Raw genomic sequence first — 14,876 nt, 5'->3', positions numbered from 1 at the left:
GTTATGGTGACCGGCATCGTTCAAACGAACATCCGGGCTCGGGGGCGGGCTCATGCGGGAGCCGGTCGGTCTGCGCGGGCAGCGGACCCTCGCCACGGTCGAAGCCAGGGGGTCCGCCCGGGTGACCGGCCTCGCCGCCGAACTGCAGGTGTCGGTGGTGACGGTCCGGCGGGACGCCGAGGAACTGGCCCGCGAGGGCCGGCTGCGCCGTGGCCACGGTGTCGTCCGCTCCACGTTGCCGGCCCAGGAGTTCCCGGCCCGCGGCCTGCCGGGCGGCGAACCGGACCCGGCGGACCCGCCGGACGGGAACGCGGTGGCCGTGGTCGTCCCGGAGCGGCACTCGTATCTGTACGAGGTCCTGCACGGCGCACGCAGCGTGCGCGAAGCGGCCGGCCGGCGCATCGCGCTGCACATCGCGCCCCAGGAGCGGGCGCCGAAAGGCCGTTGGGGGGGGCGGGCGCTCGCGGACGGCGCCGCCGGCCTCCTGCCGGCCCCGCGCCGGCGCACCCGCGCCGACGAGGAGGCCGACCGGGACCGGCCGGCCGCGTCGGGCGTGCCCACGGTGCTGATGGAGCGGCGGCCGCGGCCGGGCAGCGCCCTGCACGCGATGGACCCGCTCTGCTCCGGCCACGAGTGCGGCGCCCGCCTCGCCGTGGAGCACCTGGTGGGCCTCGGTCACCGGCGCATCGTGTTCGCCACCAGGGAGGACAGCCCCACCACCCGCACCCTGCGGTCCGCCTTCGCCCGGATCGCCGAGGAACATCCGCTGGTGGAGGCCGCGGCGTGGACGCCGAGCGCCCCGGACGCCGGCCCCGGGGACCGCACCCCGCCGACAAGCCCGACAGGCCCGGGGGCCTGTACGCGCGGCTGCGCGCTGGCGGCCACGCCTTCCGGAGGGACCGCGAGGAGCCCGCGCCGGTGGAGGAGCGCGACCGCGTGCTCGCCCTGCCCGCGCCCGGACTGCTCGTCCGGGCGACCCGGGCAGACGGAGTCGTCCGGCTGCACAGTCACGGCAGCCGCCATGTGAGCCCGTACCAGGCGGAGTCGGCGGCCGAGGACGACCCGCACTACGGGCGCCAGTCCTGCTCGACCCGCACCGGCCCGACCGCGACCGGGAACATCGCCGACAACCGTCTGTCCGTGGTGGTCGGCGGCCGTCCCGGTGTCCGCCGCCGCCTCCACCCGCTGGGCGCCGGACACGGCGAGGGGTGGGGCTGGGCGGCCTCCTGGCACCGGCCGGTGTTCGTCGACGGCCCGCCGATGGTGCCGGGCCTGCGGGTGGAGAGCGTCACGGTGGCCCACGGCCGCCACGAGCTGCGGGTGCACCGGGTGGTGGGGGCACCGGTGGACTCCCGTGTCACCCACACCGGCTGGACCACCGGCCCCGACGAGCCGCTGGTCTCGTCCCTGCACGGCCTGTGCGGCTGGGACGGTCCCGCCCCGGTCCTGGTCCGCGCTCCCCAGGGCACGGCCTTCACCCGCTGGGCGCGGGCACCACGGCTGACCGGCCGGGCCTGCGGCACGTCCGTCCACGTCAGCCTGGCGAGCCTGACCGCCGCGTCGGACCCCGGGCCCTTGTCGGAGGCGGCCCGGGAGATCCGGGTGGACGAGGCAGCGATCGAGGTCGGGTGGGCCGACGGCGGAGCCCGCACCCGGATCACGTTCGACCCGGTGGAGGCCGGCCACCCGCAGCAGTGACGCCCGCTGCGCCGAACGGCCCCGTCACCTGGCGGCTCGTCCCGGAGTCCTGGAGAGTCGTCCCGACCGGTGCGTGGGCCGCCGACCGGCCGGCACACACCGCGACGCGCCGGGCCGAGCACGGGTCTTACAACTATGGCCGCGATTGCGGAATCCTGCCGGAGGGATTCTGAGCCCATGAGCAAGGAGCGGAACAGTGGCGGTGCACAGTGCGTCGGACTCACTCGAGTCGGACACTTACGAGGACGAACTACCGGTCCGGCGGAGGCGCCCCGGAAAAGTCGTCGTCTCATGGCTGACCACAACTGATCATAAGACCATCGGCACGCTATATCTCACGACAGCATTCGGATTCTTTATTCTCGGTGGCATTCTCGCGCTGGTCATCCGCGCCGAACTCGCCCGGCCGGGCCTGCAGATCGTGTCGAACGAGCAATACAACCAGGCATTCACGATGCACGGCACGCTCATGCTGCTGATGTTCGCGACGCCACTGTTCGTCGGCTTCGCGAACTGGATCATGCCGCTGCAGATCGGCGCGCCCGATGTCGCCTTTCCGCGGCTGAACATGCTCGCCTACTGGCTCTTCCTGTTCGGCTCGCTGATCGCGATCAGCGGTTTCCTCACCCCGGACGGAGCGGCCAGCTTCGGCTGGACCGGCTACAGCCCGCTGTCGAACGCGGTCCGCTCGCCGGGCCTCGGCTCCGACCTGTGGATCATGGGCCTGGCCTTCCAGGGCTTCGGCACCATCCTGGGCTCGGTCAACTTCATCACCACGATCATCTGCATGCGCGCCCCGGGCATGACGATGTTCCGCATGCCGATCTTCACCTGGAACGTGCTGCTGACCGGTGTCCTGGTCCTGCTCGCCTTCCCGGTGCTGGCCGCCGCGCTCCTGACGCTCGAGTACGACCGGAAGTTCGGCGCAACGGTCTTCGAGGCGTCCAACGGCGGGGCGGTGCTGTGGCAGCACCTGTTCTGGTTCTTCGGCCACCCCGAGGTGTACATCATCGCGCTGCCGTTCTTCGGCATCGTCAGTGAGGTCATCCCGGTCTTCAGCCGCAAGCCGATCTTCGGCTATCTGGGCCTGGTCGGCGCGACGATCGCCATCGCGGGTCTGTCGGTGACGGTGTGGGCGCACCACATGTTCGCCACCGGCGCGGTGCTGCTGCCGTTCTTCTCCTTCATGACCTTCCTGATCGCCATCCCCACCGGGGTGAAGTTCTTCAACTGGATCGGCACCATGTGGAAGGGCAGTCTCTCGTTCGAGACGCCGATGCTCTGGTCCATCGGCTTCCTGGTCACCTTCCTGTTCGGTGGCCTGACCGGTGTCATCCTGGCCTCGCCGCCGCTGGACTTCCACGTCACCGACTCGTACTTCGTCGTGGCGCACTTCCACTACGTGGTGTTCGGCACCGTCGTCTTCGCGATGTTCGCCGGCTTCCACTTCTGGTGGCCGAAGTTCACCGGCAAGATGCTCGACGAGCGGCTCGGCAAGGTCACCTTCTGGACGCTGTTCATCGGCTTCCACGGCACCTTCCTGATCCAGCACTGGCTGGGTGCGGAGGGCATGCCGCGCCGCTATGTGGACTACCTGGCGGCCGACGGCTTCACCGCGCTGAACACGGTCTCCACGATCTCCTCGTTCCTGCTCGGCATGTCGCTGCTGCCGTTCTTCTACAACGTCTGGAAGACGGCCAAGTACGGCGAGAAGATCGAGGTCGACGACCCGTGGGGCTACGGCCGTTCCCTGGAGTGGGCCACCTCCTGCCCGCCGCCGCGGCACAACTTCCTCACCCTGCCCCGCGTCCGCAGTGAATCCCCGGCCTTCGACCTGCACCACCCGGCGGTCGCCGCGTACGACCGGGAGGTCAACCGTCCGGAGACCTCCGCCATCCAGGCCCCCGGGGACATGCAGGAGTGATCGCACAGCCCAGCGTGTGGAGGAGCATGTGAACCCCATCCAGGACAGCGCCCGAGGCCTCAACCAACTCGAGGGGTACCTGCTGTGGGCGGCCGAGGTCGAGGACGCCCGGCGGCAGGCCGGCCGATTCACCGAGCAACTGCCGTGGCTGACGACCGCGCAGCGCGAGGACGTGGAACACCTCTACACCGCCGAGCGGATCGCGGCCTCCCGCGCCTCACTCACCCGGATCTGCGACCGTGCGGCCGAGCTCCGGGGCGAGTACGAGGACCGCTACCGGCAGCTGCGGGTGCGCTGCGTGGCCGCGGCGGTGGTGGGCGCGGCCAGTGGCGTGGGCGCGGCGATCATCGCGGTCCTCACCGGGTCATGACCGGTCGCAACGACGCAGACGGGGGACGTTGCCCGGACTCGCGCGGGGTGCGAGGCGTTTTGACGAAGTCGAAGTCAGGCTGAGCCCCATGGCTTCATCGATCCCCATGGCTTCACCGATCGAAGGTCCGGACCACGGACGTTCCCGAGTTCCGTCCCGGGGCGGCCGACGGTCCGCCGGCCCCGTCCGGGTGCGCGGACGGCTGCCGATGTCGGCCGTCGCGCTCCTGGTGACGGCGGTCCTCACCGGCTGCGGAGCGATCAGTGGCAGCACGGCGCGGGAGTCCCCGACGGCCGCCGCACCCACGGCCGCCACCTCTCCGGCCGCCACGCCCAAGGCCGCGCCACCGGTGGCCGGGCCGCCCGCGGCCGGGCCACCGGAGACTGGATCGCCGGAGACTGGATCGCCGGAGACTGGATCGCCGGAGCACGGAGCCCCCGGTGCCGGGAGCACCACACAGGGCAGGTCCGAGGCCGGCGCGGAGACGGGGCCACCCGCCCCGCTCGGCGGTCTCGGCCCGCAGACGCTGGCGCTGATCCCCGAGAACACCCGCCAGGCCGTCGTCGTCACCGGCACGGGCAGGGACGCGAACCGCTCCGAGGCCGTGCTGTACCGGCGTACCGCCTCGGGGTGGAAGGCGGGCACCCCGTGGCCCGCCCGCAACGCCCTCAACGGCTGGACCGACGACCACCGGGTGGGCGACCTCCGCTCGCCGATCGGCGTGTTCACCCTCAGTGACGCGGGAGGCCTGCTGCCCGATCCGGGCACCCTGCTGCCGTACGACGAGTCATCGGGGTTCGCCATCGGCGGTACGGGCTTCATGGGGGAGCCGCTCGCCGGCTCCTTCGACTACGTCATCGCGATCGACTACAACCGCGTCCCGGGCACCTCACCGCTCGACCGGACACGGCCGCTCGGCGCCGACCGGGGCGGTGGCATCTGGCTGCACGTGGACCACCAAGGGCCCACCCAGGGCTGTGTGAGCCTGGAGGAACCGCACATGAGGCAACTCCTGCGGGCGCTCGACCCCGCGCAACACCCGGTGATCGTCATGGGGGACGCCGGGGCACTGCGCAGGTGAACGCGATGCCGGCGAGGCGGTGCCGTACACATCTCGGACTCGGCCAGATCTTCACCGCCTTCGTCACCGGCGCCGTGAGATCGGCACCCTGCTGCTGCGGGGAGCATGACCCGCACCCCGCACCCCGCAGTCGGGCCACGGCCCGCTCGACTAGCCGGCGCCGCGCTCTCCCGTGCTCTGCTCTTCCGCGCCGCGTCGCGTGGTCCACTCGTCCGTACCGCGTTCGTCCCGGTCCGGGTCGACCTCGGCCCGCTGTGTTCCGCCCTTCTCCAGGACTGGCCGGCCAGAGGCGCTCTCGCCCGCGGTGAGGTGCTCCAGCACCTCGACCAGCTCCTGGCGCGCGCGTTCCACGGAACGCCTGGTGGTGAGCTGCCCGGTGATCACCGCGGACAGGAGGAGGGAGGTCAGGGCCACCAGACCTGTGGCCTTTTTCCACCGCGACCAGCGCAACGGACCGCGGAGGTGGTGGATCGCGAGCAGGACCGGGGTGACGATCAGCACCCCCGTGGCGTCACCCACCCACCAGGCCGGCCACACCCCCCAGGAACCGGACACCGGAAGCTCGCCGGTGGCGACGAACAGGACTGCGGCGGTGGACGAGCTGATCAGCATCGAGGCGGAGGCGCCGGGGAACACCAGTGCCACACCGTCCCGTGGGCGTGCGGGCCACATTGAGCCCCTGGTGGACGGGCGAGTGGCGCACGCCGGGGGCGGCGGGCGGATTCCGGGGGAGCATGCCGCGTTGCAGTGCGACGGCCAGTTCGACCCGGGAGCGCTGCACCTCGGCCTGCGCCCGCGCCTGAGCCGCCAGCGTCCTGAACCCGGCCAGCAGCTCGTCGCCGTCGTCCGTGGAGGCGGTACGGGACATGGATCACTCACTCGGGCGAGGGCGGTGACGCTCGGTGTCTCCCTTGGGGTTCAATGCTCACATGTGGCTGTGACAGACGATCATCGGAACTCGAATGCACGGGCCAGTTCCGCGGAGCCGGGCGCGGACGGGTGGAACGCGAGTACCGGAGCGCGCCGGGAAAGACCCTAGGCTGTGCCCATGGAGCAGCGCGAGATCATGCAGCGGGGCGTCGGCATCCTCACCGAGGCCCTCGAGATGCGGCGGCAACTCCGAGAGAACCCGGACGCCGAGGTGATGAGGAGCGGGGCCGTCTCCAAGCTTCTCGAAGAGATGCTGCCGCACATCCAGTTGCCGGCCGACGCCAACGCCCGCGAGGTGGCGGAGATCGTCACCGAGAAGCTGGGGCCCGCCATCGTGCACATCACCTCCGCACTCACCTTCGCCTTCGTGCAACTCGCCGAAGTGCACGACGCGGGTCGCACGGACGTGTCCTCCGCGGACGTCCTGCGCTCCATCTCGCTGCGCTACGAATCCGGGACCGAGCGGTAACCGGCGGGGGCGTTCGCCGCACCGGGCACAGGCGACGGGCGGCTGTGCCCGGTGCGGCGCCCGGGGAAACGGGATCTCTGGTCCGCTTCACCGCCGTTCGTCCCGGACTCTTGACTCCCTACGCGCCAGTAGCCATGCTCGGCGTACACCTTGTACCGGTCATGACAATCGGATGAGCCCGGGTCATCGGCCCGGGCCGCCCGGTGGGCCGGCCGTGCCGCTGACGGAGGGACGTGGGCCGTGATCACCGCTCGACGCCGGTACGGCGGTGGACGCCGCCAAGTCGCCCTCGTGGCGCTGCTTCTGCTCGTGCTCACCGTGATGTCCCTCGGCCCCACACCCAGTTCCGCGGCCGACGGCGACTGGTGGGAGCCGACCGCGCGGCCGGCGCCGGACTCCGGGATCGGCGTCACCGGCGAGCCGTTCACCGGTACCGGCGCGCGCGGTGAGGTCCGCGGGTTCGTCGACGCGCACAACCACATCATGTCCAATGAGGCCTTCGGCGGCCGGCTCATCTGCGGCAAGCCCTTCTCCGAGAAAGGGATCGCCGACGCGCTCAAGGACTGCCCCGAGCACTACCCCGACGGCTCGCTCGCGATCTTCGACTTCATCACCAACGGCGGTGACGGCAGGCACGATCCCGTCGGCTGGCCCAGCTTCGAGGACTGGCCGGCCCACGACTCGCTGACCCACCAGCAGAACTACTACGCCTGGATCGAGCGGGCCTGGCGCGGCGGGCAGCGGGTCCTGGTGAACGACCTCGTCACCAACGGCGTGATCTGCTCCGTGTACTTCTTCAAGGACCGCGGCTGCGACGAGATGACGTCGATCCGGCTGCAGGCGAAGCTGACCTACGACATGCAGGCCTACATCGACAGGATGTACGGCGGCACGGGCAAGGGCTGGTTCCGGATCGTCACCGACAGCACCCAGGCCCGTCAGGTCGTCGAGCAGGGCAAGCTCGCGGTCGTCCTGGGTGTGGAGACCTCCGAGCCGTTCGGCTGCAAGCAGGTCCTGGACATCGCCCAGTGCGACAAGGCCGACATCGACGCCGGGCTGGACGAGTTGTACGACCTCGGCGTGCGCAGCATGTTCCTGTGCCACAAGTTCGACAACGCACTGTGCGGGGTGCGCTTCGACGAGGGCGCGCTCGGCACCGCGATCAACGTCGGGCAGTTCCTGTCGACCGGCACCTTCTGGCGGACCGAGAAGTGCGCGGGCCCCCACCACGACAACCCCATCGGCCTGGCCGCCGCGCCCGGAGCCGAGGAGGAACTGCCGGCGGGCGTCGAGGTCCCGGCCTACGACGAGGACGCTCAGTGCAATACAAGGGGTCTCACGGATCTCGGCGAGTACGCGGTGCGCGGCATGATGAAACGCAACATGATGCTCGAGATCGACCACATGAGCGTCAAGGCCACCGGCAGGGTGCTCGACCTCTTCGAGGCCGAGTCGTACCCCGGCGTGCTCTCCTCGCACAGCTGGATGGACCTGAACTGGACCGAGCGCGTCTACGGCCTCGGCGGCTTCGTCGCCCAGTACATGCACGGCTCCGAGGACTTCGTCGGGGAGGCGCGGCGCACGGAGGCGGTGCGCGACAAGTACGGTGCGGGCTACGGCTACGGCACCGACATGAACGGCGTCGGAGGCTGGCCCGCCCCGCGCGGCGCCGACGCGCCCCACCCCGTCACATATCCCTTCCGCAGCGTGGACGGCGGGTCCGTCATCGACCGGCAGACCACCGGCGAGCGCACCTGGGACCTGAACACCGACGGAGCCGCGCACCACGGGCTCGTCCCCGACTGGATCGAGGACATCCGGCGCGTCGGCGGCCAGGACGTGGTGGACGACCTCTTCCGGGGCGCCGAGTCCTACCTCGGCACCTGGGGCGCCTCCGAGCAGCACCGGGCGGGTGTCAATCTCGCCAAGGACGCCCCGGCGACCGCCAGTTCGTCCGAGTGGAACCCGTTCACCAGCTACGCTCCCGGCCGGGCGGTGGACGGCGACCGGGGCACCCGGTGGGCCAGCGACTGGAGCGACGACCAGTGGCTCCGGATCGACCTCGGTGCCACCCGGGAGGTCGGGCGCGTCACGCTCGACTGGGAGCGCGCGTACGGGACTTCGTACCGCGTCGAGCTCTCCGTCGACGGCTCGGACTGGCGGACCGCCTGGTCCACGGTCTCGGGGGACGGCGGCCTGGACACGGCCCGCTTCGCCCCGGAACCGGCCCGCCACGTCCGCCTCCGGTTCCTGGACCGGGGGACCGACTGGGGGTACTCCCTGCGTGAGGTCGGCGTCCACAGGAGTTGACGGTGGCCCCCGCCCGCCTGGGTGGGGCGCTTCTCAACTCCTTTGCGGCAGTGCGCCGTCCAGGATTTCGCGTACGGCGGGGAGCGCCGCCGCGCGGTCGGCGGGGACGAGACCGATGCGGGTGCGGCGGTCGAGCAGGTCGCTCTCGTCGAGCGCTCCCTCGTGGCGCAGGGCCCACAGCAGTTCGGCCCCGGTGACCGGGTGCCCGGGCAGCAAGGGCTCGCCCAGCCGGGTGTCCCGCGCGCCGAGGGCGTGGACGGCCGGTGCCTCCGTTCCGTAGCGCCGCACCAGGCGGCGGGGTGCGGGCAGGGCGGTGAGGACGTGCGGCGGTGCGGCGCCCACGAGCGGGAGGGAAGCGGTGCGGGACGGGCCGGCCGGAAGCCGGCGGGCGCGGACGGCGGTGTCGACGGCGTCCTCGGCCATGCGCCGGTACGTGGTGAGCTTGCCGCCGACGACGGTGACGACACCCTCGGACGAGGTCAGGACCGCGTGCCGTCGTGAGACGTCGGCGGTCCTCGTCGCCGCACCGGCGCCGGCCGCCGTGGTGTCCAGCAGGGGGCGCAGTCCGGCGAACGCCCCGACGACGTCGTCCCGGTGCAGCGGGACGTCCAGGACGGAGCACAGGACGTCGAGGAGGAAGCCGATGTCCGTCTCGGGTGCCTCGGGGACCTCGGGGATGTCGCCGTCCACGGGTTCGTCGGTGAGTCCGACGTAGACCCGGCCGTCGTCCTGGGGCAGCACGAGGACGAAGCGGTTGTTCTCCCCGGGGATCGGGATGTGCAGGCCGGCCGGGAGCGGGCCGAGGCTGTCCGGGCGCAGCACGAGGTGGGTTCCGCGGGAGGGGCGGATCCGGATGCCGTCGACGAGACCGCCGGCCCAGACGCCGGACGCGTTGATCACCGCGCGGGCGCGGATCTCGCCCTCCTCGCCGGTGAGTTCGTCGCGGACCCGGGCGCCGGACGCGGTCAGCTCCAGGGCCCGGAGCCGGGTGAGGACGCGCGTCCCGTGTGCGGCGGCGGTGCGGGCGAGGGCGGTCACCAGGCGGGCGTCGTCGGTGAGCCGGCCGTCCCACGACAGCAGGCCGCCCCGCAGCCCGTCGCCCCGTACGGCGGGGGCCAGGTGACGGGTCTCGGTCACCGAGATCCGGCGCGGCGCGGGCAGGGTCGCCCGCGCGGTGCGGGCGGCCAGCCGCAGGGCGTCCCCGGCCCGGAAACCGGCGCGGGCCAGGGCGGCCTGACCGCGGGAGACCAGGGGAGTGAGGGGCAGGACGAACGGCTGGGCGTGCACCAGATGGGGGGCGGTGCGCTGCATCAGCACCCCGCGTTCGACCGCGCTCTCGTGGGCGACGTCCAGCTGGGCGGAGGCGAGGTAGCGCAGCCCGCCGTGGATGAGTTTGCTGCTGAAGCGGGAGGTGCCGAAGGCCAGGTCGTGGGTGTCGACGGCCACCACGCTCAGACCGCGGGCCGCGGCGTCCAGAGCGGTCCCGGCGCCGGTGGCGCCGAGACCGACGACCAGGACGTCGACGGCCGGGCCGCCCACGGTCTCGGTCAGTTCGCGGGTGCGGCGCCCGGCGGACAGGGACGAGACGGAGGCCGGTCCGGTGAGGGCGTTCATGGTGTGAGGGTCCTCTCCAGGATGTCGCGCAGTTCCGAGAGGAGCGCCTCGGAGGTGAGGTCGGGGTCGTCCTCGTCGGTCATGGTGCGCAGGGACAGGGTGAAGGACTGGACGATCAGGAGTACCGACCGCGCCTGCCGTTCGGGATGGCCGGTACGCACCGATCCGTCGGTGTGCCCCTCGCGCACGTTGTCGGCCAGCAGTTCCAGCAGCGCCACCTGGCTCGCTCCGCGACGGTCCAGCACGTAGGGCAGGAGCAGTTCGGGATCCACGTCGACGATCTTGCGGAAGAGCGGGTGCTCGCCGAAGGCGCGTACCCCCGCCACCAGCCCGTCGACCATGCGGTCCCGGCTGGTGACGTTCGGAGAGCGCTCGGGGACCGCGCCGGTGGCCACGTCGATCCATTCCCGGGTCATGAGGTCCCCGACCAGCGAGCGCACATCGGGCCATCGTCGGTACAGCGTCATCCGGGAGACCCCGGCGCGGCGGGCCACGTCGGTCAGCGTGGTGCGGCGGACCCCGACGGCCAGAACGCAGTCGCGCACCGCGTCGAGCACGGCGTCGTTGTCCGAACGGTTGTGACGAGTAGGCGTCATATGTAACAGTGTAACCACTAGTGGGGCCGTCGGCGACGGCATCGCTCATATCGACGCTCGAACCGACCGGTGAGGACGACAGTCATGGACATGCTGTGGAGCGGCTGGGGCGACCCGGCGAGGGCGACGCCGCTGCCCGACACGGTGATCGGGCTGTTGCGCGATCTGCTCGGCGTCGAGCCGTGCGCGGCCGGGCCGGTGGCCCTCGGGGAAGTGGCCGTGCCCGAGCCCCGGTTGGCGCCCGCCGCGCACCGCGCGCTGGTCGAGGCGCTGGGCGGCGAGGACCATGTGCGTACCGACCCGGAGACGCGGATCCGGCACACGCGCGGCAAGTCCACCCCCGACCTGCTGCGGATCCGGCACGGTGACGTCACCGACATCCCGGCGGCCGTCCTGTTCCCCGCCGGCCACGACGAGGTGCTCGCCGCCCTGCGTGTCTGTACCGAACAGCGCCTGCCCATGGTGCCGTTCGGCGGCGGCACCTCCGTGGTCGGCGGTCTCGCCCCCGGTCGGCAGGGCACCTTCGTCGCCCTGGACCTGCGGCGTATGGACGCCCTGCTCGACCTCGACCCGGTCTCCCGCACCGCCACCCTGCAACCCGGCCTGCGCGCCCCGCAGGCCGAGGCGCTGCTCGCCGAACACGGTTTCACCCTCGGTCACTTCCCACAGTCCTACGAGTGGGCGACCATCGGCGGCTTCGCCGCGACACGCTCCAGCGGCCAGGCGTCCGCCGGGTACGGCCGCTTCGACGAGATGGTGCTCTCCCTCACCCTCGCCACCCCCGAAGGCACCCTCGACACCGGCCGGGCCCCGCGCTCGGCGGCCGGGCCCGACCTGCGCCAGCTCGTCCTGGGGTCCGAGGGGGCCTTCGGCGTCATCACGTCGGTGACCGTCCGGATCCGTCCTCTCCCACAGGCCCGCGTCTACGAGGGCTGGCGGTTCGACTCCTTCGAGGAGGGCGCCGCCGCGCTGCGCCGCCTCGCCCAGGACGGGCCGCGCCCCCACCGTGCTCCGGCTGTCCGACGAGACCGAGACGCTGATCGGCCTTGCCCAGCCGGACGCGATCGGCTCCGGCACCCCGCAGTCCGCCGGATGCACGGCGGTCGCGGGCTACGAGGGCACGGAGGAGGACACCGCGTACCGCAGGGAAAAGGCCGCGGCCGTCCTGCGCGCGTGCGGTGGAACACCGCTGGGGGAGGAGCCCGGCCGCCGCTGGGCCCACGGCCGCTACTCGGCCCCTTACCTGCGCGACTCCCTGCTCGACGCCGGGGCCCTGGCCGAGACGCTGGAGACCGCGACGTTCTGGTCCCGGATCCCCGGGCTGTACACCGCGGTCCGTGACGCGCTCACCGCCACGCTCACCGAGGCCGGCACCCCGCCCCTGGTGATGTGCCACATCTCCCACGTCTACGAGAACGGCGCCTCCCTGTACTTCACCGTGGTGTCGGCGCAAGGCGACGGCGACCCGGTGGCGCACTGGACGCGCGCCAAGCACGCCGCGAACGAGGCGATCCTCGCCGCCGGCGGCACGATCAGCCACCACCACGGTGTCGGCACCGACCACCGGGACTGGTACGTCCGCGAGGCCGGCCCGCTGGGCGCCGACGCCCTGCGCGCGGTGAAGCGGCGCCTGGACCCGGCCGGAGTGCTCAACCCCGGCGTCCTCCTGCCCGCCGACTGAACCGAAGCGCCGTCATCCGTCAGAGGACCATCCCGCTCCATCCCGTCGGCCCGCCCGGAGGCAACCCGATGCGACAGTTCACCGCCGTCGTCAACCCCACTGCGGGCGGCTCCACCGGAGCGGCCGCGCTGCTCGCCCTCGCGCGACAGCTCCGGGGGGCCGGGGCCGAACTGCACACGGAGTACAGCCGCAGTCTGGCCCACGCGAAGGAGCTGGCCCGGGACGCCGGGCAGCGGGGGCGGGTGGTGCTGGCCGTCGGTGGGGACGGCATCGCCGGAGGCATCGGCGGCGCCCTCAGCGGGACCGGTGCCATGCTCGGCCTCGTGCCGGCCGGCCGGGGCAACGACTTCGCGCGGGCCCTGGAACTGCCCACCGAACCGTCGGCCCTGGCCCGGATACTGCTGGAGAGCGAACCGCGGCACGTCGACACCATCGAGGTCGAGTCGGCCGTCCACGACCGCACCGTCGTCCTCGGCAGCGTGTACGCCGGAGTGGACGCGCTCGCCAACCGTCACGCCAACCGCAGCAGACTGCTGCGGGGCGCCGCCTCCTACTACGCCGGCGGACTGCGGGCGGCCACCACCTGGCGGCCGGTCCGCTACCGGGTCACGATCGACGGCGAGGAGCACGCGCACACCGGCTACACCGTGGTGGCCGCCAACTCCGGCTACTACGGCTCCGGCCGTGTCATCGCGCCCGACGCCCGGGTGGACGACGGGCTGCTGGACATCGTGATGATCGAGGACGCGCCCCGGCGCCTGTTCTTCACCCTGATGAACGACCTGAGGACGGGCGCCCACGTCCACCGGCCCCAGGTGCGGGTGGAGCGGGGCCGGGAGATCCGTGTCGCCGCCGACCGTGAAGTCCCCTACGGTGCGGACGGCGAGGTCGACGCCCTTCTCCCCGTGACGCTCAGAGTCCTGCCCGGAGCACTGCGCGTGCTGTGCTGACCTCAGGCCCGGGCGCCGTGGTAGCGCTGGGCGAGCCGGGCGAGTGCGACCGCGCCGAGAAGCAGGCCGAAGTCGCGCAGGGCGATGTCGTAGTAGCCGGGGATGGTGAGAAGGCTGACGATGATCCCGGCCAGCCAGCCGGCGACCAGCCAACCCCCGAAGCGCGGCGCGAGCGCCACCACGACGCCGGCCACGATCTCGATGACTCCCACGGCGTACATGGCCGACTGAGCGCTGCCCGGGACGAGGTCGTTGATCCACGGCGCGAGGTAGGCGGGCCAGTCGACGAGCAGGTTGGCGAACTTGTCCAGGCCGAACAGGATCGGGGCCACGGTGAAACCGGTGCGCAGGATCACGAAGGCCTGGTAGCCGGGGTCGGCGAGCGAGGCCCGCCGAGGTGCGGCCGAGGCACTGCTGGAACTGGAGGTACTGGGGGCGGCCATGGCCCCTCCTTCTGTCGTCCTGTCGAGCTTCTATAAACAACTCTCATTGTCGATAGAAGCTCCGTTTCCTTCTTTAGTCAATGCCTGTGGGTTTTACACTGGTGTTCGTGGACGACACGGACGAAGTACGGGACCAGCCGGACGAGGCGCGTGACCAGGACGTCTCGGCCATCGCCGCCCTCGATGAACCCACCCGTCGGAGGCTCTACGACTACGTGGTGCGCGAGCCGGAACCGGTGGGCCGGGACGATGCCGCCGCGGCTCTGGGCCTGGCCCGGCAGACCGCCGCCTTCCACCTGGACCGGCTGGCCGACGAGTCCCTGCTCGACGTGGTCCGTGCGCGGCGCAGCGGACGCACCGGCCCGGGCGCGGGCAGACCGGCCAAGCTCTACCGCCGCTCGACGAAGCAGATCGCCGTCAGCCTCCCGGACCGGCGCTACGAACTCGCCGGGCAGCTTCTCGCCCACGCCGTGGAGAAGTCCGACGCCACCGGCGAGCCGGTGCGTGACGTCCTGCACCGCACGGCACGGGAATGCGGCGCGCAGGTGGGCGCCGACGGCCACGAAGAGGTCTTCCCCCTGTTGGAGCGGTACGGCTTCGAGCCGCGGTACGAGGGCGACGCCGTGGTCCTGGGCAACTGCCCCTTCCACACGCTGGCCCGCACGCACACCCGGACGGTCTGCGGGATGAACCTCCACCTGCTGCGCGGTGTCCTCGACGGCCTCGGCGACACCGGCTTCGAAGCACGCCTGGCGCCGGAACCCGGCCGCTGCTGCGTCCGCCTGGAGCCCGCGGTCTGAAGGTCACTCA

The 14,876-nt window shown here is 72.1% G+C and carries 13 protein-coding genes and 2 pseudogenes; 10 read left to right on the top strand and 5 right to left on the bottom strand.

All coding sequences use genetic code 11. The features are described from left to right. Positions 1 to 52 precede the first annotated feature (52 nt). The 5 genes from ACVW19_RS02950 (at position 53) to ACVW19_RS02930 (ending at position 5,073) form a co-directional block, all read left to right on the top strand. Complete coding sequence (locus ACVW19_RS02950) at positions 53 to 1,027, top strand: DeoR family transcriptional regulator (protein ID WP_457456282.1); 975 nt, start codon at positions 53 to 55, stop codon at positions 1,025 to 1,027. After that, entirely contained in the window at positions 1,024 to 1,698 is a 675-nt protein-coding gene (locus ACVW19_RS02945; RefSeq protein ID WP_457456280.1) for a hypothetical protein, read from the top strand. The genes ACVW19_RS02950 and ACVW19_RS02945 overlap by 4 nt, the downstream gene beginning before the upstream one ends. Before the next feature lie 196 nt (positions 1,699 to 1,894). Next, positions 1,895 to 3,622 carry an aa3-type cytochrome oxidase subunit I gene (gene ctaD, locus ACVW19_RS02940; RefSeq protein ID WP_457456278.1) on the top strand — a complete coding sequence of 576 codons (1,728 nt, stop codon included), beginning with the start codon at positions 1,895 to 1,897 and terminating at the stop codon, positions 3,620 to 3,622. Between the two features lie 28 nt (positions 3,623 to 3,650). Next, on the top strand, positions 3,651 to 3,992 hold the full coding sequence (locus tag ACVW19_RS02935; protein ID WP_457456276.1) for a hypothetical protein: 342 nt from the start codon (positions 3,651 to 3,653) through the stop codon (positions 3,990 to 3,992). Positions 3,993 to 4,200: 208 nt separating this feature from the next. After that, positions 4,201 to 5,073 carry a hypothetical protein gene (locus ACVW19_RS02930; RefSeq protein ID WP_457456274.1) on the top strand — a complete coding sequence of 291 codons (873 nt, stop codon included), beginning with the start codon at positions 4,201 to 4,203 and terminating at the stop codon, positions 5,071 to 5,073. A 150-nt stretch (positions 5,074 to 5,223) separates the two neighbouring features. Here the strand turns inward: ACVW19_RS02930 and ACVW19_RS02925 are convergent, their stop codons facing one another. After that, on the bottom strand, positions 5,224 to 5,685 hold the full coding sequence (locus ACVW19_RS02925; protein ID WP_457456273.1) for an MASE1 domain-containing protein: 462 nt from the start codon (positions 5,683 to 5,685) through the stop codon (positions 5,224 to 5,226). 19 nt (positions 5,686 to 5,704) lie between these two features. Continuing rightward, positions 5,705 to 5,941, bottom strand: a pseudogene (locus ACVW19_RS02920) (serine/threonine-protein phosphatase); the annotation flags it as partial. 180 nt (positions 5,942 to 6,121) lie between these two features. On the opposite strand from ACVW19_RS02920, the gene ACVW19_RS02915 reads away from it, so the two are divergent. After that, the gene (locus ACVW19_RS02915) at positions 6,122 to 6,472 is read left to right on the top strand and encodes a hypothetical protein (protein ID WP_109381155.1); all 351 of its coding nucleotides are present in this window, start codon (positions 6,122 to 6,124) and stop codon (positions 6,470 to 6,472) included. Between the two features lie 321 nt (positions 6,473 to 6,793). Beyond that, positions 6,794 to 8,782 (top strand): discoidin domain-containing protein, encoded by a 1,989-nt coding sequence (locus ACVW19_RS02910; RefSeq protein WP_457456946.1) that lies wholly within the window; start codon positions 6,794 to 6,796, stop codon positions 8,780 to 8,782. 33 nt (positions 8,783 to 8,815) lie between these two features. On the opposite strand, the gene ACVW19_RS02905 is transcribed toward ACVW19_RS02910, so the two are convergent. Further along, the gene (locus ACVW19_RS02905) at positions 8,816 to 10,396 is read right to left on the bottom strand and encodes an FAD-dependent oxidoreductase (protein WP_457456271.1); all 1,581 of its coding nucleotides are present in this window, start codon (positions 10,394 to 10,396) and stop codon (positions 8,816 to 8,818) included. Further along, entirely contained in the window at positions 10,393 to 10,992 is a 600-nt protein-coding gene (locus ACVW19_RS02900) for a TetR/AcrR family transcriptional regulator (RefSeq protein ID WP_457456269.1), read from the bottom strand. Before ACVW19_RS02900 ends, ACVW19_RS02905 begins: the two co-directional genes overlap by 4 nt. An 84-nt stretch (positions 10,993 to 11,076) precedes the next feature. Here ACVW19_RS02900 and ACVW19_RS02895 point away from each other — a divergent pair. Both ACVW19_RS02895 and ACVW19_RS02890 read left to right on the top strand, forming a co-directional pair. Next, a pseudogene (locus ACVW19_RS02895) lies at positions 11,077 to 12,673 on the top strand (FAD-binding oxidoreductase). Between the two features lie 68 nt (positions 12,674 to 12,741). Further along, positions 12,742 to 13,623: a YegS/Rv2252/BmrU family lipid kinase gene (locus ACVW19_RS02890; RefSeq protein ID WP_457456267.1), complete on the top strand. Its 882-nt coding sequence runs from the start codon at positions 12,742 to 12,744 to the stop codon at positions 13,621 to 13,623. A 2-nt stretch (positions 13,624 to 13,625) separates the two neighbouring features. On the opposite strand, the gene ACVW19_RS02885 is transcribed toward ACVW19_RS02890, so the two are convergent. Continuing rightward, on the bottom strand, positions 13,626 to 14,066 hold the full coding sequence (locus tag ACVW19_RS02885) for a hypothetical protein (protein ID WP_457456265.1): 441 nt from the start codon (positions 14,064 to 14,066) through the stop codon (positions 13,626 to 13,628). A gap of 80 nt (positions 14,067 to 14,146) precedes the next feature. Here ACVW19_RS02885 and ACVW19_RS02880 point away from each other — a divergent pair, with 80 nt between their 5' ends. Further along, on the top strand, positions 14,147 to 14,866 hold the full coding sequence (locus ACVW19_RS02880; RefSeq protein ID WP_457456264.1) for a helix-turn-helix transcriptional regulator: 720 nt from the start codon (positions 14,147 to 14,149) through the stop codon (positions 14,864 to 14,866). Positions 14,867 to 14,876 lie beyond the last annotated feature (10 nt).

This window comes from Streptomyces sp. TE5632 (assembly GCF_054061295.1).
This window is presented reverse-complemented; position numbering and strand designations above follow the sequence as displayed.

Excerpts from the sequence above, each read along its gene's own strand:
- ACVW19_RS02890 (WP_457456267.1), top strand. The coding sequence starts at position 12,742 with ATGCGACAGTTCACCGCCGTCGTCAACCCCACTGCGGGCGGCTCCACC.
- ACVW19_RS02905 (WP_457456271.1), bottom strand. The coding sequence starts at position 10,396 with ATGAACGCCCTCACCGGACCGGCCTCCGTCTCGTCCCTGTCCGCCGGG.
- ACVW19_RS02915 (WP_109381155.1), top strand. The coding sequence starts at position 6,122 with ATGGAGCAGCGCGAGATCATGCAGCGGGGCGTCGGCATCCTCACCGAG.
- ACVW19_RS02880 (WP_457456264.1), top strand. The coding sequence starts at position 14,147 with ATGCCTGTGGGTTTTACACTGGTGTTCGTGGACGACACGGACGAAGTA.
- ACVW19_RS02910 (WP_457456946.1), top strand. The coding sequence starts at position 6,794 with ATGTCCCTCGGCCCCACACCCAGTTCCGCGGCCGACGGCGACTGGTGG.
- ACVW19_RS02950 (WP_457456282.1), top strand. The coding sequence starts at position 53 with ATGCGGGAGCCGGTCGGTCTGCGCGGGCAGCGGACCCTCGCCACGGTC.
- ACVW19_RS02930 (WP_457456274.1), top strand. The coding sequence starts at position 4,201 with ATGTCGGCCGTCGCGCTCCTGGTGACGGCGGTCCTCACCGGCTGCGGA.
- ACVW19_RS02900 (WP_457456269.1), bottom strand. The coding sequence starts at position 10,992 with ATGACGCCTACTCGTCACAACCGTTCGGACAACGACGCCGTGCTCGAC.
- ACVW19_RS02925 (WP_457456273.1), bottom strand. The coding sequence starts at position 5,685 with ATGCTGATCAGCTCGTCCACCGCCGCAGTCCTGTTCGTCGCCACCGGC.
- ACVW19_RS02885 (WP_457456265.1), bottom strand. The coding sequence starts at position 14,066 with ATGGCCGCCCCCAGTACCTCCAGTTCCAGCAGTGCCTCGGCCGCACCT.